Source organism: Spirosoma pomorum, from assembly GCF_054776615.1.
In genome coordinates, this window is the sequence record NZ_BAAHBP010000035.1 from 28,196 (window position 1) to 53,563 (window position 25,368).

The 25,368-nt window shown below is 51.1% G+C and carries 25 protein-coding genes; 11 read left to right on the forward strand and 14 right to left on the reverse strand.

Annotated elements, in window-relative coordinates:
* The first annotated feature begins 36 nt into the window (after positions 1 to 36).
* From ACYVAD_RS20935 to ACYVAD_RS20950, 4 genes are all read left to right on the forward strand, one after another.
* Positions 37 to 1,083 (forward strand): NAD-dependent epimerase/dehydratase family protein, encoded by a 1,047-nt coding sequence (locus ACYVAD_RS20935; protein WP_461141489.1) that lies wholly within the window; start codon positions 37 to 39, stop codon positions 1,081 to 1,083.
* A gap of 119 nt (positions 1,084 to 1,202) precedes the next feature.
* On the forward strand, positions 1,203 to 2,606 hold the full coding sequence (locus ACYVAD_RS20940) for a tetratricopeptide repeat protein (protein ID WP_461141490.1): 1,404 nt from the start codon (positions 1,203 to 1,205) through the stop codon (positions 2,604 to 2,606).
* Between the two features lie 126 nt (positions 2,607 to 2,732).
* Positions 2,733 to 3,098, forward strand: coding sequence for a DUF2200 domain-containing protein (locus ACYVAD_RS20945; RefSeq protein WP_461141491.1), 366 nt, complete (start codon positions 2,733 to 2,735; stop codon positions 3,096 to 3,098).
* Between the two features lie 181 nt (positions 3,099 to 3,279).
* Positions 3,280 to 3,696, forward strand: coding sequence for a hypothetical protein (locus ACYVAD_RS20950; RefSeq protein WP_461141492.1), 417 nt, complete (start codon positions 3,280 to 3,282; stop codon positions 3,694 to 3,696).
* A gap of 32 nt (positions 3,697 to 3,728) precedes the next feature.
* Here the strand turns inward: ACYVAD_RS20950 and dnaE are convergent, their stop codons facing one another.
* Positions 3,729 to 7,367, reverse strand: coding sequence for a DNA polymerase III subunit alpha (dnaE, locus tag ACYVAD_RS20955; RefSeq protein WP_461141493.1), 3,639 nt, complete (start codon positions 7,365 to 7,367; stop codon positions 3,729 to 3,731).
* A gap of 213 nt (positions 7,368 to 7,580) precedes the next feature.
* Positions 7,581 to 7,778: a DUF4177 domain-containing protein gene (locus tag ACYVAD_RS20960; RefSeq protein ID WP_461141494.1), complete on the reverse strand. Its 198-nt coding sequence runs from the start codon at positions 7,776 to 7,778 to the stop codon at positions 7,581 to 7,583.
* Between the two features lie 517 nt (positions 7,779 to 8,295).
* Here ACYVAD_RS20960 and ACYVAD_RS20965 point away from each other — a divergent pair.
* Positions 8,296 to 9,789: a carbohydrate-binding domain-containing protein gene (locus ACYVAD_RS20965; RefSeq protein WP_461141495.1), complete on the forward strand. Its 1,494-nt coding sequence runs from the start codon at positions 8,296 to 8,298 to the stop codon at positions 9,787 to 9,789.
* Positions 9,790 to 9,869: 80 nt separating this feature from the next.
* Here the strand turns inward: ACYVAD_RS20965 and ACYVAD_RS20970 are convergent, their stop codons facing one another.
* Positions 9,870 to 10,289, reverse strand: coding sequence for a hypothetical protein (locus ACYVAD_RS20970; protein ID WP_461141496.1), 420 nt, complete (start codon positions 10,287 to 10,289; stop codon positions 9,870 to 9,872).
* Between the two features lie 74 nt (positions 10,290 to 10,363).
* Here ACYVAD_RS20970 and ACYVAD_RS20975 point away from each other — a divergent pair, with 74 nt between their 5' ends.
* Positions 10,364 to 10,486, forward strand: coding sequence for a hypothetical protein (locus tag ACYVAD_RS20975; RefSeq protein WP_461141497.1), 123 nt, complete (start codon positions 10,364 to 10,366; stop codon positions 10,484 to 10,486).
* Here the strand turns inward: ACYVAD_RS20975 and ACYVAD_RS20980 are convergent.
* From ACYVAD_RS20980 to ACYVAD_RS21010, 7 genes are all read right to left on the reverse strand, one after another.
* Complete coding sequence (locus ACYVAD_RS20980; protein WP_461141498.1) at positions 10,479 to 11,465, reverse strand: amidohydrolase family protein; 987 nt, start codon at positions 11,463 to 11,465, stop codon at positions 10,479 to 10,481. The genes ACYVAD_RS20975 and ACYVAD_RS20980 overlap by 8 nt on opposite strands.
* Before the next feature lie 29 nt (positions 11,466 to 11,494).
* A complete protein-coding gene (locus ACYVAD_RS20985) occupies positions 11,495 to 11,806 on the reverse strand; it encodes an AtuA-related protein (protein ID WP_461141499.1) in 312 nt (103 codons plus the stop codon).
* Positions 11,803 to 13,128, reverse strand: coding sequence for an acyclic terpene utilization AtuA family protein (locus ACYVAD_RS20990; RefSeq protein ID WP_461141500.1), 1,326 nt, complete (start codon positions 13,126 to 13,128; stop codon positions 11,803 to 11,805). Before ACYVAD_RS20990 ends, ACYVAD_RS20985 begins: the two co-directional genes overlap by 4 nt.
* A 43-nt stretch (positions 13,129 to 13,171) precedes the next feature.
* On the reverse strand, positions 13,172 to 14,467 hold the full coding sequence (locus ACYVAD_RS20995; protein WP_461141501.1) for a CitMHS family transporter: 1,296 nt from the start codon (positions 14,465 to 14,467) through the stop codon (positions 13,172 to 13,174).
* Positions 14,468 to 14,479: 12 nt separating this feature from the next.
* Positions 14,480 to 16,609 (reverse strand): alpha/beta hydrolase domain-containing protein, encoded by a 2,130-nt coding sequence (locus ACYVAD_RS21000; protein ID WP_461141502.1) that lies wholly within the window; start codon positions 16,607 to 16,609, stop codon positions 14,480 to 14,482.
* 75 nt (positions 16,610 to 16,684) lie between these two features.
* On the reverse strand, positions 16,685 to 17,419 hold the full coding sequence (gene modA / locus ACYVAD_RS21005) for a molybdate ABC transporter substrate-binding protein (RefSeq protein ID WP_461141503.1): 735 nt from the start codon (positions 17,417 to 17,419) through the stop codon (positions 16,685 to 16,687).
* A gap of 175 nt (positions 17,420 to 17,594) precedes the next feature.
* Complete coding sequence (locus ACYVAD_RS21010; RefSeq protein WP_461141504.1) at positions 17,595 to 18,191, reverse strand: molybdopterin-dependent oxidoreductase; 597 nt, start codon at positions 18,189 to 18,191, stop codon at positions 17,595 to 17,597.
* Positions 18,192 to 18,452: 261 nt separating this feature from the next.
* Between ACYVAD_RS21010 and ACYVAD_RS21015 the strand changes: the two genes are divergently transcribed.
* The 3 genes from ACYVAD_RS21015 (at position 18,453) to ACYVAD_RS21025 (ending at position 20,831) form a co-directional block, all read left to right on the forward strand.
* On the forward strand, positions 18,453 to 18,947 hold the full coding sequence (locus tag ACYVAD_RS21015) for a hypothetical protein (protein WP_461141505.1): 495 nt from the start codon (positions 18,453 to 18,455) through the stop codon (positions 18,945 to 18,947).
* 34 nt (positions 18,948 to 18,981) lie between these two features.
* Positions 18,982 to 20,301 carry a serine hydrolase domain-containing protein gene (locus ACYVAD_RS21020; protein ID WP_461141506.1) on the forward strand — a complete coding sequence of 440 codons (1,320 nt, stop codon included), beginning with the start codon at positions 18,982 to 18,984 and terminating at the stop codon, positions 20,299 to 20,301.
* Positions 20,302 to 20,363: 62 nt separating this feature from the next.
* The gene (locus ACYVAD_RS21025; RefSeq protein WP_461141507.1) at positions 20,364 to 20,831 is read left to right on the forward strand and encodes a nuclear transport factor 2 family protein; all 468 of its coding nucleotides are present in this window, start codon (positions 20,364 to 20,366) and stop codon (positions 20,829 to 20,831) included.
* 96 nt (positions 20,832 to 20,927) lie between these two features.
* On the opposite strand, the gene ACYVAD_RS21030 is transcribed toward ACYVAD_RS21025, so the two are convergent.
* On the reverse strand, positions 20,928 to 21,458 hold the full coding sequence (locus tag ACYVAD_RS21030; protein WP_461141508.1) for an acyl-CoA thioesterase: 531 nt from the start codon (positions 21,456 to 21,458) through the stop codon (positions 20,928 to 20,930).
* Positions 21,459 to 21,522: 64 nt separating this feature from the next.
* Between ACYVAD_RS21030 and ACYVAD_RS21035 the strand changes: the two genes are divergently transcribed.
* On the forward strand, positions 21,523 to 21,942 hold the full coding sequence (locus tag ACYVAD_RS21035; protein WP_461141514.1) for a recombinase family protein: 420 nt from the start codon (positions 21,523 to 21,525) through the stop codon (positions 21,940 to 21,942).
* A gap of 349 nt (positions 21,943 to 22,291) precedes the next feature.
* Positions 22,292 to 22,828: a hypothetical protein gene (locus tag ACYVAD_RS21040; protein WP_461141509.1), complete on the forward strand. Its 537-nt coding sequence runs from the start codon at positions 22,292 to 22,294 to the stop codon at positions 22,826 to 22,828.
* A gap of 13 nt (positions 22,829 to 22,841) precedes the next feature.
* On the opposite strand, the gene ACYVAD_RS21045 is transcribed toward ACYVAD_RS21040, so the two are convergent.
* The 3 genes from ACYVAD_RS21045 to ACYVAD_RS21055 form a co-directional block, all read right to left on the reverse strand.
* Positions 22,842 to 23,378, reverse strand: coding sequence for a hypothetical protein (locus ACYVAD_RS21045; RefSeq protein WP_461141510.1), 537 nt, complete (start codon positions 23,376 to 23,378; stop codon positions 22,842 to 22,844).
* An 86-nt stretch (positions 23,379 to 23,464) separates the two neighbouring features.
* Entirely contained in the window at positions 23,465 to 24,394 is a 930-nt protein-coding gene (locus ACYVAD_RS21050; RefSeq protein ID WP_461141511.1) for a hypothetical protein, read from the reverse strand.
* A gap of 40 nt (positions 24,395 to 24,434) precedes the next feature.
* A complete protein-coding gene (locus ACYVAD_RS21055; protein WP_461141512.1) occupies positions 24,435 to 24,905 on the reverse strand; it encodes a DUF6932 family protein in 471 nt (156 codons plus the stop codon).
* Positions 24,906 to 25,368: the final 463 nt, after the last annotated feature.

Genomic DNA, 25,368 nt, shown 5'->3' on the forward strand with positions numbered 1-25,368 from the left:
TAATTTCCTGAACTGGGTCGAAATCAAGAATATACAGTGACCTCATCACTACCTAAATCCGTTTTCATTACCGGCGCGACCGGCTTCATTGGGTCGCATATTGCCCGGCGTTACCTGGCCGAAGGGTATACCGTGTCGGCGCTGAAACGGCCGGAAAGCAGCTACGGCATGCTGACCGATGTAGCCGACCAGATCACCTGGCACGAGGGTGACGTACTGGATATTCCCTCGCTTGAAATGGCCATTCTACCTGGCGAATCCACACCGGTCATGGACGTCATCCATACGGCGGCTATTGTGTCGTTTGTACCGAAAGACCGGCGGCAAATGGAGCGGATCAATATCGAAGGAACGGCCAATGTCGTCAACGTTTGCCTGAAAGCAGGCATCCGTAAACTAGGCTATCTCAGTTCTGTAGCGGCACTGGGCCGACCGGTGTCGAAACGAGAGAAGCCGACAAACGGAACGCCGGTGATTATTGACGAAAATCAAAAATGGGAAGAGTCGCCCAATAACTCAGCCTACGCGCAAACGAAGTACCGGGCCGAGCTGGAGGTCTGGCGGGGTATTGCTGAGGGACTGAATGCCGTTATGGTCAATCCGTCTATCGTATTGGGTGCGGGCGACTGGAGCCGTAGTAGCCTGCAACTTCTCAAATACGCTTACGACGAAAAACCGTTCTACCCCGCTGGGCTGATGAACTACGTTGATGTACTCGACGTAACCGACGCCCTGTTTCGGCTTATGGAAAGCAACGTAACGGCGCAGCGCTATATCCTGAACGGGGGCACCATTCCGTACCAATCTTTGTTAAAACAGGTAGCTGGAGTACTGGGCAAACGCCCGCCGTCCATTCAGGTGCCGCCCCTGCTGACGCAGGTGTTGTGGCCATTGGAAGCGGTGCGGTCCTGGTTAACCGGCAAAGCTCCCCTGATAACCCGTGAAACGGCCCGGTCGGCCAGCTCGTTGTACCAGTTCAACGGGCACAAGATAGAGCAGTTGCCTGGTTTTCAATACCGACCGCTAAACGAGACATTACAGCGGGTTGCCGACGCCTTTAATCGGTCGCCAGCGGTAGCATAAAAAGTTGGGTTGGGGGTTGGAGTTCTGTTTTTTTAGGTTTACATTTCTATCAAAGAAGGATAAACCGCGTCAGTTGATGCGGCCCCTATCCGCCCTACAATTTTCGTAAAGGAGACAGCATGGAGCAAGAGTTCGAAGAACGAGAAGGCGATATAAAAGAAGCAATCCAGCGCTTTGAACAGATGTTGGACCAGCAGCAAAGTCAGTTTTTCGACCTGGATGTCTATGAGCAGTTAGTTGAGCATTACCTCAACCGTGGTGATCTGGACAAAGCCTTAAAGGCGAGCGAAGCCGGTCTGGAAAGCTTTCCGAACGCGCTGGAACTGATGCTGGATAAAGCGCAGATTCTGGCTAATTATCAGCGTTTCGATGAAGCGCTGGATTTATTAGAACAAGCCTATTTATTTAACCCCGGCGATCTGGACGTACCCTTTATGCAGGGTTCTGTTCTTAGTATGGCTGGGCGCTATGAAGAGTCGGTACAGGTACTGGAGGAATTACTCGAACGCGCTGAAGAGAAAGACGATATTTTGTTTCAACTTGGGCAGAGTTACCAGAACTGGGGTAAGTACGACGAAGCCATTACACAGTACAAGAAGTCGATTGCGCTCAACATCAATAACGAGAACGCGCTGTATGAACTGGCGTTCTGTCTGGACGTAACGGGTGAACTGGAGAACAGTTTGTCGTATTACCAGCAGTTGATTGATCAGGAGCCGTACTCGTATAATGCCTGGTATAACATCGGTATTGCTTACAGCAAGCTGGGGCGCTACGCCGAAGCCGCCGAAGCGTACGACTACGCCATCATTATCAAAGAGGATTTTGCGTCGGCCCATTTCAACCTGGGTAACACGTACATGAACCTGGGGCTGTTCGAGAAAGCCGAAGCCTGTTACCGCGAGACGCTGAAGTACGAAGAAGCTACGGCCGACACATACTGTCATCTGGGCGCCAGCCTGGAGAAGCAGGACAAGATGACTGAAGCCATCCATGAGTACCGCGAAGCGATTCGACTGGATACGATGTGGGACGAAGCCTGGTACGGCATTGGCGTTTGCCTGAGCACATCGGGGAAATGGTATGAGGCCCTGCCGTTTTTGCAAAAGGCTGTCAAGCTGAACGACCAGAACGGCGAGTACTACCTTGCTGTGGCCGAAACGGAATACAAGATCGGGAACGTATTGTCCAGCATAGAAGCGTTTGAGAAAGCCGCTGAAGTGGATAGCCACAATCCTGATGTGTATCTGACTTGGTCGCTGGTTGCCTTCGATCAGGGCGACTACATGCGCGCCAACGACGTCATTCAGATGGGGTTAGAGGATATGCCGAAAGAAGCGGATCTGTACTATCGCTCGGCTATTTATCTGATTCACGCTGGGCAGTATCGTCAATCGTTGATTCAACTGGAAGCTGCGCTTATGCTTGACTACGATGCGCACGTACAACTGTTCGAGTTCTTCCCCGAACTGGAAAAGCAGAAAGCACTGTACAAAATCATTCAGCAGTACAAAAAAGATTAGTTAGATATTTTAATAGTCTTACTTGAGAAGCCGCTGCCTATATTGGTAGTGGCTTTTTGCTTATACTGCAGAGGCTGAAGTAGTACGGAAAATACCGAGATTGATATCCAGATTACTTTTATAGATATGAACGATTCAGATAAGCACAATGAACGTATGGCAATGCTGAAATTTTCCTCAGTATATCCCGCCTATCTGTCGAAAGTGGAAAAGAAAGGTAGAACGAAAGCAGAATTGCAGCAGGTCATCGAATGGTTAACTGGTTTCGATGAAAATAAACAGCAGGCACTGATTGATGAACAAGTTACGTTCAAAACGTTTTTTCAACAGGCTACATTGAACCCTAATGCACAACTCATCAGTGGTGTAATCTGTGGTTATAGGTTGGAAGATATCGAAAACTCATTGACACGACAGGTGAGGTATTTGGACAAACTGGTCGATGAGTTAGCGAAAGGCCGTAAAATGGAAAAGATATTGCGAACTGAATAGCACCAGCATTACTGACTATCTCAATTCTATAAACTCTAATTCGGATGGGGGCAGGCCACACGATCGTGACGGTTGCTTATGATTTGGGATGAAGTCGTAGATAACAAATTATTCGAATGAAAACAGCGCACGTTGTTAGCGAGTTAACGGCTTTAGTTCAGTCATAGAGAAGCCAATTCGTATGATAAAACCCGTGTCAGCAAAAATGGGTATCAGGGCAGGGGCGCGTACCCTACTAGTTAACGCTCCTGGTGAGGCTATTGACGCCATTGAGTTACCTACCCTAACTGTAGAGACGAGCCGTGATGGTGTGTTTGAATATATTCATCTCTTTGTGACAAAACAGGCTGACATGCACGAGCACTTTCCCGCTCTGATGAACTGTCTGGCCAAAACCGGCGCACTCTGGCTATCCTGGCCCAAAGGCGGCAAGATGAATACCGATCTCACCCTACCCACGGTCATAAAAATCGGGTATGATTATGGTTTGGTTGAAAGCAAAACATTGAGCATCAACGAAACCTGGTCTGCTATAAAGTTTACGTGGCCAAGGGAAGGGAAAATATATCAAAACAGCTTCGGGAAACTCAAATCATGAGATTCCCGAAGCTGTTTTGGTACGTTTGGTGATTAAGCCACTTTATAGCTGACGCCTTCCAGACTATCCAGACCACGTAACAATGTGTTAGCGGGCGAGACTTTGAGCGTGCGCGACTGCAAACTAATTTCCAGCCGTTCATCGGGGTCGACTACGTTCAGTGATAGGGTACAGGTGCCAGGGTGAGCGTTGATCAGGTCATTGATCTGACTGACCAGTTGGGCACTCAAGGCGTCGAGGGTAAGCGAGACGCGTACCTCCTTACACATTTTCTCGCGCATCTCATTAAGTAGTCGGATCGACGCGGGTTTGAATTCCAGCTGATCGGAGTTCCACTTGTTCTGCGTTTTACCCGTGATGTGCAGGAAGCGCCCCACATCGACGTATTGCCCCAGCCGCACGTAATCGTCACCGAACAGCGCTAGCTCGACCGAGGTGTTATAATCTTCCAGCTTGAAAATACAGAACGGATTGCCGGTCTTGGTAATCCGCACCTGCATCGACGACACGATACCGGCTACCTTGATCTCAGGCGCCTTGGTTTCGTAGAGTTTGTCGAGTGTACAGTTGCAGAAACCTTCCATCTCAAGCCGGAACTCATCAAGCGGGTGGCCGGTGATGTAGAACCCGACGACTTCTTTCTCGAACTTAAGTTTCTCGATCTGATTCCAGCTCGGCACCGTGGGCGGTTTAGGCCGGGCCAGCATCGGTTCGCCCCCCATCATCGCGCCGAATAGCGACTGCTGCGCGGCTGCTTTCTCCGCGTGGTAGTTGTTACCGTACCGAATAATTTTTTCCAAGAACGGGCTGGTTTCAGTCGGCGGCACATCGAAATACTGAGCCCGGTGATAATCGGGTTCCAGCGCGTCGAAAGCCCCGGCATACGCCAGCGATTCAAGTGTTTTCTTGTTCACCGTCCGCAGGTTGACCCGGATGATGAAATCGAAGACGTCTTTGTATTCGCCCCCGGCGGTTCGCTCGTCGATGATGGCTTCTACAGCCGCGTCACCCGCGCCCTTGATACCGGCCAGACCAAAGCGAATTTCGCCCTTTTTATTTACCCCGAACACCCGCTCCGATTCGTTGACGTCGGGGCCGAGTACGGGAATACCGATATTCTTACACTCTTCGAGGAAGAAGGTAATTTTTTCGATGTTGCCCAGGCAACTCGTCAAAACGGCCGCCATGTATTCCGACTTGTAATACGTTTTGAGGTAGGCCGTCTGGTACGCTACAAACGCGTAACAGGTCGAGTGCGACTTGTTGAAGGCGTACGACGCGAAGGCTTCCCAGTCGGTCCAGATTTTCTCGCAGATCTTCGCGTTCAGCTTATTGGCCGCGCAACCGTCCATGAACTTGCCCTTCATCTTGTCGAGCGTCGCGCGGTCTTTCTTACCCATCGCCTTCCGCAGGACGTCGGCGTCGCCTTTGGTGAAGTTACCGAGCTTCTGCGACAGCAACATCAACTGCTCCTGATATACCGTAATGCCGTACGTATCTGCCAGATACTCCTCCATCTCGGGCAGGTCGTACTTGACTTCCTCCCGACCGTGTTTCCGGTTGATGAAGGTGGGGATGTACTGAATCGGGCCCGGACGGTACAGGGCGTTCATCGCAATCAGGTCCTCGAAGCGGTCAGGCTTGAGGTCCTTCATGTACTTCTTCATCCCGTCGGATTCGAACTGGAAGATAGCGTTGGTTTCCCCGCGCTGAAACAGTTCGTAGGCTTTCGGGTCGTCGAGCGGAATGTCGTCGATGTCGGTTTCGACACCGTTGATGATCAGACCGCCGTGGTTTTGCTTGATGAGCCGCAGACATTCCTTGATGATCGTGAGGTTACGCAACCCCAGAAAGTCCATCTTGATAACCCCCGCGTCCTCGATTACTTTACCCTCATACTGGGTGATAATGAGGTTGGTATCTTTTGACGTCGAGACGGGAACGATATTCGACAGATCGTCGGGAGCAATGATGATACCGGCCGCGTGAACGCCCGTGTTCCGCACCGTACCTTCCAGCCGTCGCGCCTGTTGCAGCACGTTCTGCACTTTCTCGGTATCGATGAGTTTCATCGTCCGACCCACGCTTTGGTCGCCCAGTTCAAGCGCTCGCATCCGCCGGACATTCTCGACCTCTTCCGGCTGAATCACGTTCGCCAGCCCGCCGGGCCCTTCGATCGGATCTTCGAAAATCCGGCGCAGGGTCATGTTGTACGTCGGCTTATCCGGCACCAGCTTGGCAAGGGCGTTGGCATCGGACAAGGGCAAATCCATCACCCGCGACACGTCTTTGATCGCTGATTTAGCCGCCATCGTACCGTAGGTCACGATAGCCGCTACCTGCTGCTTACCGTACTTCTGCACGACGTAATCGATTACCTTCTGCCGGCCTTCATCATCGAAGTCCGTGTCGATATCGGGCATCGATTTCCGGTCGGGATTGAGGAAGCGCTCAAACAGCAAGTCGTACTTGATGGGGTCGATGTTGGTAATTCCGATGCAATACGCCACCGCCGACCCAGCCGCCGAACCCCGCCCGGGTCCCACCATCACGCCCAGGTCGCGACCGGCCTGAATAAAGTCAGCCACGATCAAAAAGTAACCGGCGAAACCCATCGTCTTGATGGTAAACAACTCGAAGTCAAGTCGTTCCTGTACGTGGCTTTCGATCTCTCCGTAGCGTTTCCGGGCCCCTTCGTAGGTCAGGTGCTTCAAAAACTCCCATTGGTTAGCGACGTCGTCGGTGTGCAGCTGGAATTCGCTGGGAATCGGGAAGTTAGGCAGCAGAATATCGCGTTTCAGCTTCAGCGTCTCGACCTTGCCAACGATCTCATTGGTGTTGTCGATCGCTTCGGGCATGTCGGCAAACAGCGTCGTCATCTCCTGCGTGTTCTTGAAATAAAACTGATCGGAGAAGAAGGCGAAGCGCGTGTTTTTAGGCATCGCTTCTTCGTCGTTGAATTCCTTCATTGACGGCGTACTCTGCTTTTCGCCCGTGTTTACACACAACAGAATATCGTGCGCTACCCAGTCGTCGCGATCGACGTAGTGCGAATCGTTCGACGCGATGATTTTGACGTTGTATTTCCGGGCGAACTTGACCAGTACCTCGTTGGCCTTGATCTGGTCGGGAATTTCGTGCCGCTGCAACTCAACGTAATAGTCGTCGCCAAAGCGGTCGAGCCACCACTTGAACTCAATTTCGGCAGCTTCCTCACCTTTTTTCAGAATCGTTTTCGGCACAATAGCCCCGATGCAGCAGGTCGTCGCGATCAGCCCTTCCTTGTATTTGTCGATCAGCTCTTTCGTGACGCGCGGGTACTTGCCATACAGTCCCTCCATGTAGCCCAGCGAGCACAGTTTCGCCAGGTTTTTATAGCCCTGCGGGTTCTTCGCCAGCAGCAGTTGGTGATAGCGAATATCCTTCTGCTCCTTGGTAAACTGCTTGCGGGTGTGGTCGTCAACCACGTAAAATTCACATCCGACGATAGGCTTGATGCCTTGCTTGCTGGCTTCAGCCACAAACTCAAACACCCCGAACATATTGCCGTGATCAGTGATCGCGACGGCGGGCATGTTATCACCTTTAGCCTTCTTTATCAGCTTCTTGATGTCGGCCTGCCCGTCGAGCAGTGAGTACTGGGTGTGCGTATGGAGGTGGGAAAACTGCATGTAGTACTGTTGTCTGAACCGGATTCTGTCGAATTTTCTGATTGCTCAGATGACAGTTACTCCGGATGATTAGCTGGATTCACGTTGATAAAAATAGCTGAATCCGACGGGTCAACGGGTATGCGGTAGTCAGAAAATTTATACCCGTCTCGCAACCGGTTGATTCTATATGAGTTGACGCTTCTGGCGTGTGGCACCCGCAAAGGCCACTGGCTACGGCAGTTCGCGTTTCAGGACAAACATCAATGCTTTCACCCCACTCCCGGAAATATCGGTATCGACTGCCGACACGACTTCCCATCCTTGGCGCCCTAGCTCATTAAGCGTATCGGTTAATTGCTGGGCATCAATCTTGACGCTCCAGATACTGTCTGGCGTAACGTGCAGAATACGGTGTTCGAACTTTCTCATATATATTTTTAGTAATGTATGGACGTTACGTCTGAGTGGCGTCCTAGAACGCGTGAGGCTTTTATGCCCCGTAGTTTATACCCTCTCCCGTAGCGAAGTGGGCGTTTGGCTCATCATCCAGCGTTCGTATAGCTACGTCCCGAAATACTGTTACGTTCAATGACCACTATGGCATTTGTTAGATTTTCTAAGGAATCTGTTTGTAAGCTGCTTGGTACGTCTGCATTCGCATTGATAAAAATAGCTGAATCAAGCGGGAGGCCCGTACGCCGGCACGATAATAGTTGAATTCGCTCCGCAATCGACTGAATGTGAAAGTGGGGCAGTCGAGAATTAAAAAGAGCTTAAGAAAATAAGTCAACGTCGCAACAGCGACAAACGATCAGGCGTATTGGGGGATACAACTGATACCAATATGCTATTCGATTCGTCCACTAGGCGCCTGTCTTACCGCGCAGGTCAGACTGCTACTCATTTAGGGTTCCATCACTTGCTGGTAGTTGCTCTTACTGGGGTATTGATAACACTGCTCGCGGCTTGCTCAAAAAATACAGACGTAACGCCATCCGGTACGACTGGAACCGGTAGTACAACCACAACTACCGGTTCCGCGGGTGTGGTCATCAGCAACATTGCCAGCACAACATCGGTGCCGGAGGGCAGCACGGCCACGGCGGCCAACTCAGAAGACCTGCTGGTCAATTCGACCTTTTCATCAACGGTGACCATTGGTATGGGCGCTACGGCTACCATCTCGAATCCGCTGGCGGGCAATGGCGTAACGATCACCCAAAGCAACGGTGATGTGATCATTACCGCCACAGCAACGGGGGTGGCTTACGTACTGACTGGGACGACCACCAATGGTTCGGTGAAGATTTACAGTGACAAGAAATTTCTGCTGACGCTCAACGGCGTAAACATCACCAACAACGACGGTCCGGCCATCAATATCCAGTCGGGTAAGCGGGCCTTCGTCGTACTGGCCGACAACACGACAAATTCGCTGACGGACGCAGCCACCTACACCGCCAGCGGCACGGAAGACCAGAAAGGGACTCTGTTCAGCGAGGGGCAGCTGATTTTTAGCGGCAGCGGTACGCTGAATGTGAAGGGGAATAATAAACACGCCATTTGTAGCGACGACTACGTCCGGATCATCAGCGGCACTATCAATATTACTGGGGCGGCTTCGGACGGCATCCACACAAACGACGCGTTCATTGCCGATGGGGGAACCGTAATCTTAGCGGCTTCTAACGACGGTATTCAGTGTGAGGAAGGATATGTTGTTATCAACAACGGTACGTTCACCATCAACGTGGCCGATAAGGGTATTGCTGCTTCGTACGATACGGATACAACCATTGATCCGTACCTGACCATCAACGGTGGGGTCATTAGCATTACGTCGACGGCGGGCGAGGGGATCGAAAGCAAGAGCGTACTGACGATTAATAAGGGTACGATTACGTTACGTACCTACGACGATGGCATCAACGCTGGTACGTTTATCTACATTAATGGCGGCACGATTTACGCTTATAGCAGCAACAATGACGGTATTGATTCGAACGGTAAACTGACCGTAACGGGCGGACAAGTTATTTCGGCAGGCGCGGGTGGACCGGAAGAAGGCTTTGATTGCGACCGGAATACGTTCAAAATTACGGGTGGCGTTATGATCGGAATTGGTGGGGCTACCAGCACGCCAACAGCCAGTATCAGTACGCAGCCATCAGTTATTTTGGGATCGGGTACGGCTAACCAATTGTTTCACATTGAAGCTAACGACGGCACCGAAACCGTTACGTTCCTGATTCCAAGGTCTTATGCAACGATGCTGTTTTCCAGCCCCAATCTCAGAACCGGTACAACATATAAAGTCTATACAGGAGGAAGCGTAACGGGTGGGGCGTTGTCGAATGGGCTGTACACGAGTGGTACGTACGTGCTCGGGACGCAGTCTAAAACATTTACGACCAGTACTATGGTAACCACCAGCCGGTAAGAGGCTGTCTGGAGGAGGACTGATGCAGAATCAAGGGGTGAGATCACGGCTACCAAGTAGCGGTGATCTCACCCCTTGATTTATTTGATCTTTCGCTCAATGGCGTTTGCTAGTTTTCGTGCTGCGGCCTTCTTGGCGTTGAAGCCGTTGGTGCCGTTCGGGCTTGCTTTGTACGTATCGGACTCCCAGACAACGGCGTCGTTTTTGTCGTAAATTTTTGCGCTACAGTCAACCGACGTGCCACCCCAGGAGGTTAGCCTTATTCCTTTGCTCGTTTCGACATCCAGCTTAATGACGTAGTTAGCCTGCTGCTTACTGGATGTGACCGTCCAGAGCCCAGATTCACGAAGATGGGCCACAAAAGCCTGTTCGGTTTCCTGAACATTGGGGTTTTTGGATGATGATTCCACGTAAACAGAATTCCCCTTTTTGAATAAATCGCTCGATTGAGCCAATAAATAGGAAGGCGCAAAGAGCAGCAAGAAAGCGAGTAGTTTCATCAGCTTGAACAGAGTGGTTGTGTGGGTAAGAACCTCTTCAACAGGTAAATGTTGCGCACGTAACGCTTCTGTAGATGATCGTTGCGTTAGGCAATGAGGGCTTTAGCGCATGGCTTAAACACCAGCGGGGACGGGGACCGATTCAGAATCGATCCCCGTCCCCGCTGGCAGTCGATGATTTCGAGCTATTTATTTGAACTTACTGGCATCCAGCCGGAAAAAACGCACGGCGTTATTGAACATTATATCCCGTTTCTGATCGAACGACAGATAGTCGGCGTTCTCGATGATGCTGATTGACGTTTCAAAGAGTTTGGGCCAGACCATAAAATCGGTGCCGTATAAAATTCGTTTACCAAAGCCCGCCTGCACCAGCCGTTTGAGGTACGCGTGAATTTCGGCTTGAGGGTAGCTCCAGATGAAACCCGCCAGATCCACGTAGACGTATGCGTTAGCCCCCATTAGCGCAATCATTTCGTCCGCCATGGGGTAGCCTGCGTGCATCACCCAGACTTTCAGCTTAGGATGTTTAGCGAGTAAATCTTCCAGCAGGAATGGCCGCCCCAGCGACGCCCGGTATTTAGCCTGGGTGAGGTTCGCCATCCCATTACCACCCGTCCCCATGTGGATACCCACCGGAATGTTTAGTTTTTCGGCTGCGGCAAAATACCCATCGAGGGAGGGATCACTCGGCGACAAGCCCTGGTATTGAGGAGCGACCTCGCCCATAACTTTGTAAAAACCGGACGACAGCGAATCCGTAAAGGCTTTCACGCTCATTTCATTCGGCGAGCTGACACCAATGCCGGGAATAACCCGGTCTGGAGCCGCTTTCTTCCACTGACGTAAAATTGTTGGGTCGCCGTAGGCCACAATGGTCATGTTTAGGCGTTCCATGGTTGCCAGCACGGCTTCCTGCATTTCCTTGTCGGATTTGGCCGGTTGCAGTGGATCGACGCACTCGGTGTTCAGGAACGCCCGCATCTGCTGGTTCGGGTCGCTACCGGGCATATCCCGCAGAAACCACGGGCACATTTCGATCGAAAAACTTGGATTGACTTTCATGGCGTGCACATGCACGTCGATTATGGGTAGCGGTCGGCGGGGTGGTTCGGTCTGGGCCAGGGCCGTAGCCGATAGAAACAGACCAGCCGCTAGCGTAGCGAGTGTTTTCATAGAAACAGGTTGGGTAAGAGATTAGTAATTCAGCGGGTAATTGGCATTTCCAGCAGGGCGTAGCTCAGACTTTTACCATGCGTGTCCATTGTCAGAGAAGTTGTTACGCCCCCCATCAGCGCCTGCTGACATACGAATTGAAGGGCGGGTAGATTTGGTAATTCGTAGCGTGTTATCTCGCCCGCTACAATAGCCTGAAGGTGCTGTTTAACGGCTTCGGCCGTGACCTGACGTCTAAGCAGTTCGTAGTCGTCGGCATTGTACGGAATCAGCGACAGCGTCAGCGTATTGCCTTTGTCGCCCGCCCGGCTGTGGGCAATGTCATAGAGCTTGATTGTCATGATTGGAAGACCGTAACGTGGGGAGTTAATTGATGGCGATCAATGAGGGTCGAAACGATTCCGACAACTTCATGGACGTATTTTCGGGCACCTCCGCCACCCGCCGGGCCGTTGGTATAGAGGGCTTCCACTTCTTCGCCAACGAGGGCTGCAAGTTGTGCTGACGTAGCGCGACCCGCAACCCGCAGCCGGATTTCGTACGGGGCTGGAGGATTGCCAAAATTGCTTCGGTGGACGGACGTACTGCCGATGTAATCGACGCGGAGGTCGCTGAATCGATCCTGAAGCCGTTCCTGAATGATGGCTCCGGCCAGTTGAGCCCGTCCCAGAGCGTTCGCGCCCGCATACGAGATTTCGCCCTCGCCAATATAACCGCCATCGTAGCCGACGCTGACCTTCAGTGTATCAGGACGAGTACCACCACGCCCACCGGCAGCCTGAACCTTGTCAGGGCCAACTTCAGTCAGCGATACCTGTGTAAAATCCGCTATTACGTCGGGGGTGATGTAGCGACTCGGGTCCATGACTTCGTACAGCAACTGCTCTTTTGCCGTCGCTACGTTCAGGCGTCCGCCCGTACCCGCCACTTTACCGAATGTAGCTCGCCCATCTGCCGAAACATCGGCGAAAGGATGCCCCAGGTGCGCCATATTCGGGATGGCTTTTGGGCCAGCGGAATCGGCGAAATAGCCGCCGGTGAGTTGCCCGGCACACTCCAGCAAATGCCCAATAACCGTTCCCTGACCGATCAAATCCGCATCGTCCAGCGACCAGCCGAACTCATGCACGAGCGGAGCCACGAACAGCGACGGATCGGCGACGCGGCCGGTAATGACGATGTTTGCGCCCGTAGCCAGAGCGGGGAGGATGGCGTCAATACCCAGGTACGCGTTGGCTGAAATGAGCGTGCCGGACGCCGAAAGAGGGTTTCCCGTTTCCAGCGCGGCTTCGCTGCCTGTCAGCTGCGTAAATACGTCATCACCCGTAACAACGGCTACTTTGATGGTGAGACTCAGTCGCTGAGCAATCTCAATGATCTTTTGCCCCGCGGCCAGCGGGGTCGCGGCTCCCATATTCGTAATTAACCGAACGTTATTCGTAATCAGATGGGGAAGTAACAACTCAATCCGGCGTTCAATCAGCGGGTCATACCCCAGCTCCGGATTTTGTCGCTTCCGCTTCTGCGCCAGGGCAATCGTTCGCTCAGCCAGACACTCCAATACCAGATAATCCAGGTTGCCTTTCTGCGCCAGAATAACGGCTGGTTCAAGTCGATCACCGGAAAACCCAGCCCCGCAACCAATGCGAATCGTTTCTTTCATAGTCGGTAACGGCCATCGGTTAAGCCAAAATGACCGGGAGGGATTACAGATGAATGGATCCAGTGAGCAGAGCCGCTAGGGTCATGACCAGCGTCGTGCCAAATGCCCACTTGAGAATAAATCGCTGGTGGTCGCCGAGGTCTACTTCAGCTAGGCCTACCAGCAAAAATGTGGAGGCCGTTAGCGGGCTGACCGGAAAGCCAACTGTCATCTGGCCCAGCAAGGCAGCCCGTCCAATCTCCAGCGGATCGATGCCAAACTGCGTAGCCGTCTGGCTCAAAATCGGCACGACGCCAAAATAATACGCGTCGGGTGTAAACAACAGACTCGCGGGCATACTTGTTACGGCCGTAAGCGTGGGCAACCAGGCCGCGTGTTGTTCGGGAATGAGCGACACCAGTGAAGTGGCCATGGCGTCGATCATCTTGGCACCGGTCAGAATGCCCGAGAAAACACCGGCGGCAAAGATCATACTCGATACCAGGAAGATATTGTTGCCATGGCCTCGCAGGACTTTCTGCTGGTCGGGTAACTTCGGATAGTTAATCAGCAGCGCGATCACAGCCGCCACGATAAACAGTGCCGGGGCTGGTACCCAGCCCTTCATCAACGTAACGATGAGCCCAATGGTCAGAATAGCGTTGATCCAGAATAGTTTAGGGCGACGTAACGTCCGCTGTTGCTCGGTCAGGCTCTCGTGATGGGCGTAGTTCAGGTCCACAATACCCAACCGTTTCCGCTCCTGACGCCCTAACCAGTAAGCCACAAAAAGTACCCAGGCGATACCCGCCAGAATAGCTGGAATGTTCGGATTGAACAACTGCGTCGCATCAGTTTTCAGGGTCGAAATTGCCCGCGCCGACGTACCGGACCAGGGCACGAGGTGCAGTGGTCCAACGCTAAGCGCGACGATGCCCGGCAGGATTAACCGATTGATGTTTAGCTGTCGATAAATGGGCAGAAAGGCCGACATAACAATCATGAACGTAGCGGTGCCGTCGCCGTCGAGGTGCACGATCATCGTCAGGATGGCGGTACCCATAATCACTTTCAGCGGATCGCCCTTGACGTACCGGATGATACCGACGACGATGGGGTCGAATAGCCCGGCATCGAGCATGGTGGCGAAATACAAGACCGCAAACATGAGCAGAATGCCCGTTGGGGCTACCTGCTTGATCCCCGCCAGAATCATGTCCCCCAGTTCTTTGGGACCGAAACCGGCCAGTAGCCCCATCACTACTGGCACCAGGACCAGGGCCGTGATGACCGACAGCCGCTTAGTGATAATCAGGATGAGGAACAGACCGATGGTGGCAAATCCCAGAATTGACAGCATAACGTACGGTGGTTAGTTCAGGATATCACTTTTTCGGGCATTCTCAACATCCGCTCTGGCGTCTTCGGGGAGGAGAAAGCCCTCCTGGACGAGTGCATCGGCAGCTTTACGGACGGCTTCCACGTAGGCTGCGTGAGTGCCGTAACGTTCTTCAAGTGAGAGACGCGGATCGCCAGCGGCTACTCGTTCTGCCTTCGTTTTTTTGAAGGGAATGAACATACCATTCAGTGAAGCCAGGTCCCCCTGGCCGTAGCCCGCTCGCCGAACAGCCCAGCCGGTATAGGTGCCCAGCGGAACGCGGATGGCGGTATTCCGGATGCCAGCGACCTCGTTGCCGTCCTGATCCACTTTGGGCACCAGGACCGCGTACACGTTTTCCCGGATCGGCTGCGGTGGTTCTTCCGTGACGATGCCCGTTACGTGGTGCATGTCGTAGGCAGGGCCAAAGTTGAGCAGCGGTACGTTGTTGAACTGTCCGTTGTAAACTACGCCCGGAATAGCGGGCCAGCCCACACTTTTCTGATCCGGGAGCACGAGCGTTTCGGTCTTGATGGTTGGGTACACGCTGGCGGGCGGCTGTTTATCGGCCAGTACCCACTGCTCCAGAGCGATGAGTAACGCCCGTAATCCCGGCTGATATGGGTTGTGGTTCATGGAAAACCCCGTTGTTGGGTCCAGGGCACCGTTAGGCGTATGCTGCGTCCCGGCGAACAGATAAATCCGCACGTTATCGGGGATGTCCAGATCCTGTTTCCCCGCTGGATCGGTCGTGGGCAGCGACGCCCGAATCTGCCGGTATTCAGACGAACTAAGCGTCTGCATGATCTTAGGGCAATTACCGTCGGGCGAACAGGCTTCCAGGATGCCGCCGGTTATGCCCGAAACGGGGTCTTTCGTTACCTGCCAGGTAAACGGGGGCTCATTGCTCGGATACAGATGGTCCTCCCGTTGTAGCCCACCACCGCCGGGCCGGCCAAAGCGGACGTTCAGGGAAATGCGTCGGGTGGCGATGTGAGCATTGATGCCGTCGAAGACTCGTTTACCGGCTTCGTCCTTGTTAAAGCCTAACTGCAAAAATGTTCGGGTGAAATTGCTGCACTGCGAAACACCCTGCATGATAGCCGCCCGGACAGGTACAGTTGCTGCGCCGACTGTCAGTGGATTGCGGTTACCCGCTTCGTCGGTTGCGTTGCTCCGCAGAAACGACGTAATGTCCCGGATGGCCGCAAACCCTAAGCCCAGTACCAGCGGATCTTTGGCGGTATAGACCAGTTCGTAAATGTAGTTTGGATCAAAGCCGTCTTTAAGTGAGAGTTTTGTCGTGCTTGGCGTACCAGGAAATGGTTTGTTCGTACAGTCTGAAAAGGCCCAGTCGCTATTGGGGATAGGTTCTCGTGGGTCGGCTTCGTGCACGCGTCGAGTCAGAACTAGGCCCGCGTTGTCGAGTGAAACGGTTTCGTAACTATGATGCGTTGCGCCACTGAAAGGCCCACTGCTCAATAGTTGCGTTTTGGCCGGAGTTGTTACCTGAAATTCAGCGCGGAGTTTTCCCGTAATTGGTTGGCCGTTTTCCGTAGCCACCGGTACCTTGATCGTCAGGCGAGGCCAGCCCGACCAGGATTCTCCGGGAAGCACGTCGCCCTGCCAGGCCCCCCAGACATACACGTATCCCCGCTTAAGCAATGCCGTGTCGGCAGGAAAGGGATTACCCCGATTGGGTAGACTCAGAAACAGCAATCCGTTGCTTTTTCCCATGTCTTTTGGGCGCAGGATGACAAAGTCTGATACATATTCTACCATACCCCGAACGTTACGTGGGGCCAGACGAAGATCCTGAATAATTCGATTCTGAGGCAAATTGTGATCTACTTCGCCAAACGCCTGCCCCGACACGCGCTCGTAAGTACCCGCATTGCCGAATGAGCGCCCATTGGCAAACGGCTCGGTTCTCTGCACAACCAGCCGAACGATTTTGGCCTGGGTTGTTAGAGAGAAGAGGGTAAAGACTAAGAGAAGGTAAGACCGAATACAACTAGCCGCTTTTGTACTCGAGAAAGGAGTAGCGGAAACAAAAACTTCTTGTAAAAACTCGCTGGTGGCGTAGGGAAAAAGGTTAGGACGTGATAGCTCAGTGGCTAACATACAGATGTGGATTTAGTAGCTATATCGGCAATATAGATAAAGCCCTCTGTATGGCGCAAAATACTCTAATTCTATCTAGGCCCGATACCCAAACTGCTGCAAGATGCGTTTCGCCGTGGCGCTGCGTAGGAACTGAATGAATTGTTGGGCGGCTTTGGGTTGTTGAGTGCGTTTCAGAATAACGACGCCCTGGGCGATAGGGGAGTAGCCCGGCGGGGGAAGGTCGATCCAATGACCGCGTTGCTTCAGGCTGGGGTCAAGTACAACGGATTTGGCCGTAATACCGACTTCTGCCGCGCCGGTTAATACGTATTGGTTAACCTGCGAAATACTCTCCCCGTACACAATACGAGACTGCACCGGATCAAATACGTTCTTGTATTTCAACAACGAAACGGCCGCTTCGCCATAGGGAGCTGTGGCTGGATTGGCGATGGCAATATGCCGGACGACTGAGTTTTGTAAGATTTTCAAGTCAGCAGCCAGGGGAAGATTGCCCATTGTCCAGAGGACCAATGAGCCATAGGCATACACAATGGGTCCCTCAGTAGTAAATCCGCCTTTATACAACGTAGTAGGGTAGTCCATGTCAGCGGACAGGAAAATGTCATATGGCGCGCCCTGCTGGATCTGCGTCGTCAATTTACCCGACGAACTGACAATAGCTTCAACTTTAACGCCAGTTTGCTTCTGGAAAGCATCGCCCAACGATTGCATAACAAATTGAGCGTTGGCGGCAACGGCTACCCGGATAGACTGCGCCTGTAGGCCGGTTGAGCAAAGTAAGAGAAGTAGGATTTTCTTTAGCATAGTGATAAGGGATGCGCTGGGATTGGCTATTTAACCTCCTTTTGTCGTAGTAGATCAGCGAATTTTGGATGAATGAACACTCGTAGGCGCATATTTAGGAGGGAAAAGATAAAAGAAGAAAGACGCTGGACAGGTTTATAGTCACCGGCGGCCTGGCTGTAACGCTGCCCGCAACTTACTTCGCGAATCGAATCTCAATGGATTTGACTTCCCGAATCCAGCGGGCAGGTTTCTTCTCGCCCGGAACAACGACTCGGTAAGGACCTGTCCCGGACGCCAGGGCCGCCCCGTCAACACTGTCGGCCAGGATGATGGTGCGGGTAGCAAATTCCGGGTCAAGCTCGGGAAGCGCAAACACGACTTCGTAATTGTCGGCAGCTTTAACGACCACATACTTCGCCAGATCCTTGCCCCGCAGTTCACCCCCGACGCTAGTACCAGCTTGCCTGAGCAGATCGACGAGCGGAATACCCGCATAGGTATGTTCTTTTCCATCGCGGTCCTTAGCCGTTACGTTCGTATGAGGAATAGCCTTCAGGTCGACGACCTGTAAGGTTAGTGGCTTGGTCACCTCGCCGGAGATCGTAATCGTCTGAGCATAGCAGCTGGCAGTCAGAAGAAGAATTGACAGCAAAACAAAAAATCGGTTCACGTCGAGATAGATTACAAGGTAGACAAGATTGACAAAGAAATTTCGGCCGGGTTCGGGGAAGCCTTCGGCCAGTGCGTAATTGCGATCGAACAGAGGTTGTTGCCCCCCTTCCAGACTCACGGACTTGTATACCTGTACGGAGCCTCTTCCGTGCCTGATAGTAAGATCGTAGCAGCTCGTCGTGTTAAAGAGTGGGGCATTCAGTAGGTCGTTATTTTCTTGTAAATATAACGATAGGTCGACTTAGTGATTCTGCTCTGCCGAAAATGCAAGGGAGTGGTGTCGCATATGCGGGGAAATTAACCTTTTATTGTACGTTTATACGTCTGGAAGCGCTTTACGCGTTTTGTAGACGTAAAGCATCACTACTGAATACTACCCATGACAACTAAACCTTATCTAGTCTCATTTTTTAATGCATTCATTGCCCTTCTCGTGATTGGCTCGCTGGCGGCAGGCTGTAAACGGCTGGGTTCGGAAAGTGATGTTGATCCGCGCGAGCAGTATCTGGGATCTTACACCGGTGGCGCTCAGATTACAACCAATGTGGGTGGGTTTGAGTACACGCCAGAATCAGCTACGGTGGTTGTCACCGTCACGAAGGCTGCCAACGACAACGAAGTGTATCTGGACAAGAACTATAACAACGGTGCCTACACCGAACGCGTAACCGCGCAGCTGAGCGGTACCACATTCAAGATAATCGATAAAACACGGGGGATCATTCGGGTAAACGCTATCACCCAGGTGGAGGGTGATTACAGTTCGCAGGGGGTGCTGCAGAATAATACGATTGCAATGACCTCCGTTACTGAAGCCCGCCAGTCGGGGGCGGTGGTGCGATTGGTCGAGTCAGTTAATGCAAGCAGAAAATAGCGTACTTTAGTTGCGGCTATAGACCCTGTCCTTCATGAAAAGAGTTTTCCTGACCGGCCTTCTGGCCGGTCTTTTTGTTACGGCCCTGGCGCAATCCCCAAGTTCGTCGGTCGTAAATTCCAATGCCCAAACTATGCTGCAGGCGGCACCGGCCGAAAGCGTGGGCATGAGTACCGAACGGCTCCAACGAATGGACGCTGTCATCAACGAGTACATTGCCAAAGGAAGACAGGCTGGGGTGAGCGTATTCATCGCCCGTCATGGTAAGGTTGTCTACCAGAAAGCGTACGGCCAGGACGATATTGAGGCAAAAACGTCGTTCCGCACTGACGCTATCGTGCGCGTTGCTTCGCAGACAAAAGCAATTACGAGTATCGGCGCGATGATGCTGTTTGAGGAGGGGAAATTTCTGCTCGACGATCCGGTATCGAAATACATTCCAGCCTTCAAGAAACCAAGTGTGCTCGATAAATTCGACCCTAACGATTCGAGTTACACGACGGTGCCAGCCAAGAGTGAGATCACGATTCGGCAATTATTGACGCATACGTCGGGGATCAACTATCCGGGTATTGGAAGTCGTGAGATGAAAGCCATCTACGCTAAAAACAACATTCCCAGCGGTATTGGTACGCCCAACGGAAAATTATCGGACGCGATGAACCGGTTGGCCACCTTACCACTGACGCATCAACCTGGCGAGCGCTGGACATACGGACTCAGTGTTGATGTATTGGGGTATCTGATTGAAATCTGGTCGGGGCAGTCGCTCGATCAGTTTCTACGAACGCGCTTGTTCGACCCGCTCGCTATGAACGATACGTACTTCTATCTCCCATCGGCCAAGCAGGACCGGCTGGCCGTTCTTTATACAGAAGATACGGATGGAACCTTACGTCGGCAAACAGGGAAGGCTGGTTTTGCGCCCGACTACCCTAAAGCCGCTGGTACGTATTTTTCGGGCGGAGCAGGCTTGTCATCCACGCTGGCTGATTACGCCAGATTCCTGCAGATGCTGCTCAATGGCGGGGCGTACGGTGGGAAACGGCTGCTTAGTCCGACAACGATCAAACTTATTACCTCTAACCAGATTGGCGGCCTGAATCAGGGACCAAACAAATTCGGTCTGGGTTTCGGTATCATTGCCGAGCATGGTGCAACGGGATTACTCATGACGCCGGGGACCTATGAGTGGGGGGGCTTTTTCGGTACCAGCTACTGGGTCGACCCCACCGAAGATCTCGTTGCTTTGATGTACACGCAGAAATCTCCCAATCGTTATGGCGATCTGCTCGATAAATTCAGAGTGCTGGTGTACCAGTCGATCACCCAGATGAACAAGTCCGGACGGTAGAAGGGGAGGAGACACTGCTTTGCTATCCAATACCTTCGCGCCTTAATCAGACTTTATTACGTATGAAATCAATCCTGACCCTTGGTTTATTGCTGTCGTTTTATGCCGTTCGAGCCCAGACCGCCGTGGCGCCTTCCGCGGGGATGAGCACGTCCATGCAGGCCGACGAAAACGCCGTAAAAAAAGCAGAACAGCAACGTTTCGAGGCCCAGGTGAAAAAGGACTATGCTGCTCTGGAGCGACTATTAGCCGATGATATGGTATACGTTCACTCCAGTGGCAACACCGACACAAAGCAGTCGTATATCCAGTCGATTAAAGATGGAAAATCAAAATACGATGCTATTGAGGCCGGGGAAATGAACGTGCGCATCTACGGCGGTACGGCTGTGATCAATGGCACCTGTACGGTTAAAGCCATGAACAATGGTACTACGATTGACACAAAACTACGGTACACTAACGTCTACGTCCGCAAAGGAAACCAGTGGCAGATGGTAGCGTGGCAATCGTTAAAGATGGCGCAATAATAAGGAGGAGAGGGAGGAAGGAGGAAAGGAATCAGAATAGGATAAGCTAATGCAGCTTTCCTCCTCTTGTCCCTTTCCTCCTTCCTCCCTCCTTTGTTACTCCTTTTCTACCCCCACGTTCAAATACTCTCGTAATTCAGTCGCATCGTGAGGGTTCATGCGCCCGGCGAGGACCAGCCGCAGCTGACGCCGACGCAGGGCGCTGACGTAACGCTCTTTCTCTTCGTCTGTTTCGGGGGTAACAGCTGGTACCTCAATGGGGCGACCGCTCTGATCAACGGCAACGAAGGTGTAATACGCGCTGTTGGTGCTGACCCGAATGCCAGCCGGAATATCCTCGGCCCAGACTTCAATGTAAACCTCCATCGATGAGTTAAAGGCGCGCGTTACCTGCGCTTTCATCGTGACAATATTCCCCAATCGAATTGGTTCAGCGAAGGACACATTGTCGACCGAGGCCGTGACGACAAGACGGTTGGAGTGCTTTTGCGCGGCAATGGCAGCCGCAATGTCCATGAAGTGCAGTAACCGCCCACCCATCAGGTTATTCAATGTATTCGTATCATTGGGCAACACCATTTCAGTCATAACCGTCATGGAGTCGCGGGCGTGTTTGGATTTTGGCATTGATGACGTAATAAAGGCAGATCGCTAACGAATAAAGCGTAAAAATACAGATATATCCTCGTTTATCTTTACGCTCAGGGACTCGGGCGTACAATTCCAGTGCGTCGATATGCCGGATGCCAATACGCTAACAATCGGGATCTTTGCAACGCTGGCACAGCACGAAAGGGAATTGATCTCCGGGCGAACCAGGGCAGCACTAGCCGCCAAGATCGCCCAGGGCGCTACGCTAGGCAATCCGCAGAACCTAACCGCAGACGCTCAACGGAAAGGCGTAGCGGGCAACCAACGGCGGGCTGCGCTGAATGAGAATAACCGGCGGGCCTCCTCAATGGCAGATATGATGCACAAGGGCGGTAAGACCTATACGGCAATAGCTGCGGAGCTGAACCGGGCAGGGTTTCGAACTTCTCAGGGATGCGAGTTTCAGGCTACCCAGGTTATGCGTCTACTAAAGCGAAAGGCTGCAATTGTGGTGCAGTAGACAGAAAATCAACAGTTAAGCAACAATTAATCATGCTCTTCGTGTTATGTTTGTGAAACACAGGGAAACAAAAAGAAATGGTTCTCTGGCAGCAGGAAACATCAACTGGTTCAAAGAGGCTGAATCATGAAGAAAGCACAAACAAGTCTAGGAAGCCGGTCTAACGCCCAGCGCTCGTTCAGCGCCGTGCCACAAGTAAGTAGCGCGTCTTCTGTACTGAAAGTGGCTGCGGGTGTGTCAGTTAAGAGAAGCGCTGGAGCAATGAATACAATTGACTTTCGCCAATTAGCTAAAGCGGCCGCGGCTATTCACTGTCAGAAGGCGAACCAAAGTAAAACGAGTGCATCAAGTGGAGGACGAATTATCAAGCCTAGCGGCTTATTCAATCGTTGAGCTCGTCAAGGATAAGGACTTCTCGTTCACCACAGCTAACGGTATAGAGTACTTAGTTTATTTTACTGAAGCGGATGGCTACGCGCCATCCGCTTCGTTTGCTTCTGAGCTCAAGATGTTTGGCTTCACGCCGATCAAAGAGACCAGGCCAGCCGGTAGGCTACCTAAAGACGATTTGGTTAGTCAGACGGTATTCGAGGTTATCTATTACTACTTCTCTCAGCACCCGGAGACCGTCCTAGTTTACGTTTGTGACGAGTCAAGCGTATGGGATCCGGACAATGTGAAGAAGCCTGTTTTTGCTAAAAAGCGACATGCCGCGTTTACTGAGTGGTTTAACCGCTGGCAGCTAACGGGTGTAATGCCGGCGGTTAAGATTGACTACGTCTATTATGACCAACTTTACTGCTCTTGTTTGTTCCGTGAGGGTAATTCTAATGAAGAAGAGATTCGAGAGGTGATCAGGCAAACTATTCTCCAAAAGGAGCAATAGAAACTCTGCTATTCTAAAGGTGGCTTATCACCTGTTTAAAGCTGATCGGCTCCTCGGTGCCGGTCAAGCTTTTGGCCATCTGCTTTCTATCAGTGCCGAATTTCTTGGCCGCGAACTCCATTGCCTCCAGTATTAAGACAAATGACTCTTCTGTTAACCCTGCGGTAGTGGCTTTGTAATTCTTATTTTTTACCCGCGAGTTGTGATTGCCAAAATAGAAAGAGACAGTCCGATCTGCTTTTTGTTTTAGGCTCACAACACGTCCACGATAGATGTGAGACATAATGCCGTTTACCACAGCCGAATTGTTGTTGATGTTTTCAAGAGCTTCGTCAAAGGCTCGCTCATCTGATTCATTTGTCTCTGGATTTACCCCCATCGATCGTAGAGTCATTTCCTTTACATCCAGTATATGCTTACTCATCTCGCCATATCTTATTAGCAGATCGCTATACTGCTTTCTCATTTCTGAGATCTCATTTTTCATATCATCGACCATCTTCTTATAGATGCTCTCCATTGATTCCGGCTCTGTCGATTGTTTTGCCATGGGACGAAGGGTGTTTGCTATATCTGCTGGGGCGCGTTGATTCCGGCGAATGTGAAAAGCCGGACTCTTGCGGGTCCGGCTTCAATTTAGAACAAAGACTGTTGTGTAGGAGGCTTTTCTTTATCAATTACCTCAATACTTCTTAGTTCGTAGAAATTTTTATTATTTCCAGTGCTTTGATTTTGCACAACCGTTTGCATGACAGTTGCCCTACAATATTTCCCAAGTCCGATTTGAATAAATTGTGGTAAAGCATATAAAGGAACTGTCCCAGCGATAGTAAGATTTTGGTCGGTTATTATTTCAAACTTTCCTTGGCCTTTTAAACTTTGAGTTACTAATTCACCTTCAATTATTATTTCGAAAGGGTCAACTTGGGTTATTGATTCTAAAGCGCTGTGAATACGTTGTATTGTTGTCCTTTTTCCTTCCCAGATCAATTCAGTATCAATAGGAGTTTGCCAGTTCAAGTCAACTTCAAGATTGAAATCTAGAAGAGACTTTAAAAATCTGTTTAAAGTTCTTAGGGCTGGACTACCAACTTTCATTGATGTTTCAACTAGTTCTTCCGTTGAGTCAATTCGTAAAACATCGAAGGTACGACTTAGACAAACTTCGGATAAACTACTTCCAAATATATCTGGATTAGATTCCACAGAAACAAACATTCTTGTTGAACCTGTAGCTAAACTTCGAAGCTTGACATCTAATTCCTTTCTCGTTTCTGAGTGAGCTTGCTTACGCTTCTTTGTTCCGTACTTCGCGTACTTCCCTATTTCTACCAGCGTTTCTTCGAAGGCTAGCGATAATGAACCAATCATATGTAGCGGCAATGTACCATGCTGCGCATCGACCCCCTTCAATCGAATTTCAATAATCTCGTTTTCTCGTTCCCGCTTTAGCTCAATTAGTGATTTAGTCAATTCATCTAAGTGAGCTTTAGAAGAACGCACAAACATACTTCTTGCTTTGCTATTGGGCTGTTTTGATAGCGCTTCTTCATGGCTGGCAAGCACAAGCTGAGCGCTACGCTACAACTCTTCAGTTCTGGCTATGCTAAACATGATTGATCAGAATTTTAAATATACCCTTATAACGAATGGAGTAATGCCCTTGGCTAAACTGATTGACCCACTTATCAATATCTAAAGGGTTATCTTTATCGACTAAGTAAACGTCAATGTAATAACGGGCTCTTGTTAAATCTCTATCTAAAACTAGCCTATCCAGTGCATTAACAGTAATATCAGGCATTTGCTCGATATCCGCAAATGAAGCAAGAACTGCTATATCAATATCCTCAGGATCAGGCTTTAGGGTTGTAAATGGCCCATCTAGCCACACCTCCATTGGTATCTCAAACTTCCTTAGCTCTTGCAAATATGAGCGCAATTTTTTGATTAAAAATGACCGATGGCTAGGGTCATGGATAGTATTTTGAAATGGCTCCAAGAAGAATTTATCCAGTTGCCACTCTCCAATGACCTGAAAGCCAGAAGTAATTATAGGTGTCGCATCTAGCTTCATAACCGATTTATTAGGTGTGGTTTTATTATTCTTTATAGTTATATGGGTAAGTCGCCCATCCCTTCACCGGGGTGGGCTTTTTTGTTGGCTCTACCTTTAAAACAATGGCCGGAGCGAGCCACCCCGACCATTCGCTATTAACTCAAGAAATAAACGCTGATAAATCAGAAGCCTGGTTCAAAACCAGCCCGCCAGGACACCCAGCGGGCGGTTCGCCTTTAACCTCTCTACATTCGTACACATGTAGAAGCACGAATAATAGGGATTTGAGAGTGGAATGGCAAGGCAAGGTTAACATGCATTAGTCAATAGCTATGCGGCTAGACTTACTTACCAGAAGCCATTAATTGACCGACGTACCCCAATCCCTTTCCCATCGGTTAGCTTGTCGACTGAGATGGTCTAATAAATCGGGACACTGCAAGTGCTTAACTTCGCAGAGTCGTGAAAGAGCAAAAAAACA

Coding starts and splice junctions, on each gene's coding strand:
- ACYVAD_RS20950 (WP_461141492.1), top strand. CDS start 3,280: ATGATAAAACCCGTGTCAGCAAAAATGGGTATCAGGGCAGGGGCGCGT.
- dnaE (WP_461141493.1), bottom strand. CDS start 7,367: ATGCAGTTTTCCCACCTCCATACGCACACCCAGTACTCACTGCTCGAC.
- ACYVAD_RS20970 (WP_461141496.1), bottom strand. CDS start 10,289: ATGAAACTACTCGCTTTCTTGCTGCTCTTTGCGCCTTCCTATTTATTG.
- ACYVAD_RS21025 (WP_461141507.1), top strand. CDS start 20,364: ATGAAATCAATCCTGACCCTTGGTTTATTGCTGTCGTTTTATGCCGTT.
- ACYVAD_RS20945 (WP_461141491.1), top strand. CDS start 2,733: ATGAACGATTCAGATAAGCACAATGAACGTATGGCAATGCTGAAATTT.
- ACYVAD_RS20940 (WP_461141490.1), top strand. CDS start 1,203: ATGGAGCAAGAGTTCGAAGAACGAGAAGGCGATATAAAAGAAGCAATC.
- ACYVAD_RS20985 (WP_461141499.1), bottom strand. CDS start 11,806: ATGACAATCAAGCTCTATGACATTGCCCACAGCCGGGCGGGCGACAAA.
- ACYVAD_RS21045 (WP_461141510.1), bottom strand. CDS start 23,378: ATGGCAAAACAATCGACAGAGCCGGAATCAATGGAGAGCATCTATAAG.
- ACYVAD_RS21030 (WP_461141508.1), bottom strand. CDS start 21,458: ATGCCAAAATCCAAACACGCCCGCGACTCCATGACGGTTATGACTGAA.
- ACYVAD_RS20980 (WP_461141498.1), bottom strand. CDS start 11,465: ATGAAAACACTCGCTACGCTAGCGGCTGGTCTGTTTCTATCGGCTACG.
- ACYVAD_RS21055 (WP_461141512.1), bottom strand. CDS start 24,905: ATGAAGCTAGATGCGACACCTATAATTACTTCTGGCTTTCAGGTCATT.
- ACYVAD_RS20960 (WP_461141494.1), bottom strand. CDS start 7,778: ATGAGAAAGTTCGAACACCGTATTCTGCACGTTACGCCAGACAGTATC.
- ACYVAD_RS21000 (WP_461141502.1), bottom strand. CDS start 16,609: ATGTTAGCCACTGAGCTATCACGTCCTAACCTTTTTCCCTACGCCACC.
- ACYVAD_RS21020 (WP_461141506.1), top strand. CDS start 18,982: ATGAAAAGAGTTTTCCTGACCGGCCTTCTGGCCGGTCTTTTTGTTACG.
- ACYVAD_RS21015 (WP_461141505.1), top strand. CDS start 18,453: ATGACAACTAAACCTTATCTAGTCTCATTTTTTAATGCATTCATTGCC.
- ACYVAD_RS20995 (WP_461141501.1), bottom strand. CDS start 14,467: ATGCTGTCAATTCTGGGATTTGCCACCATCGGTCTGTTCCTCATCCTG.
- ACYVAD_RS20990 (WP_461141500.1), bottom strand. CDS start 13,128: ATGAAAGAAACGATTCGCATTGGTTGCGGGGCTGGGTTTTCCGGTGAT.
- ACYVAD_RS20975 (WP_461141497.1), top strand. CDS start 10,364: ATGATCGTTGCGTTAGGCAATGAGGGCTTTAGCGCATGGCTTAAACAC.
- modA (WP_461141503.1), bottom strand. CDS start 17,419: ATGCTAAAGAAAATCCTACTTCTCTTACTTTGCTCAACCGGCCTACAG.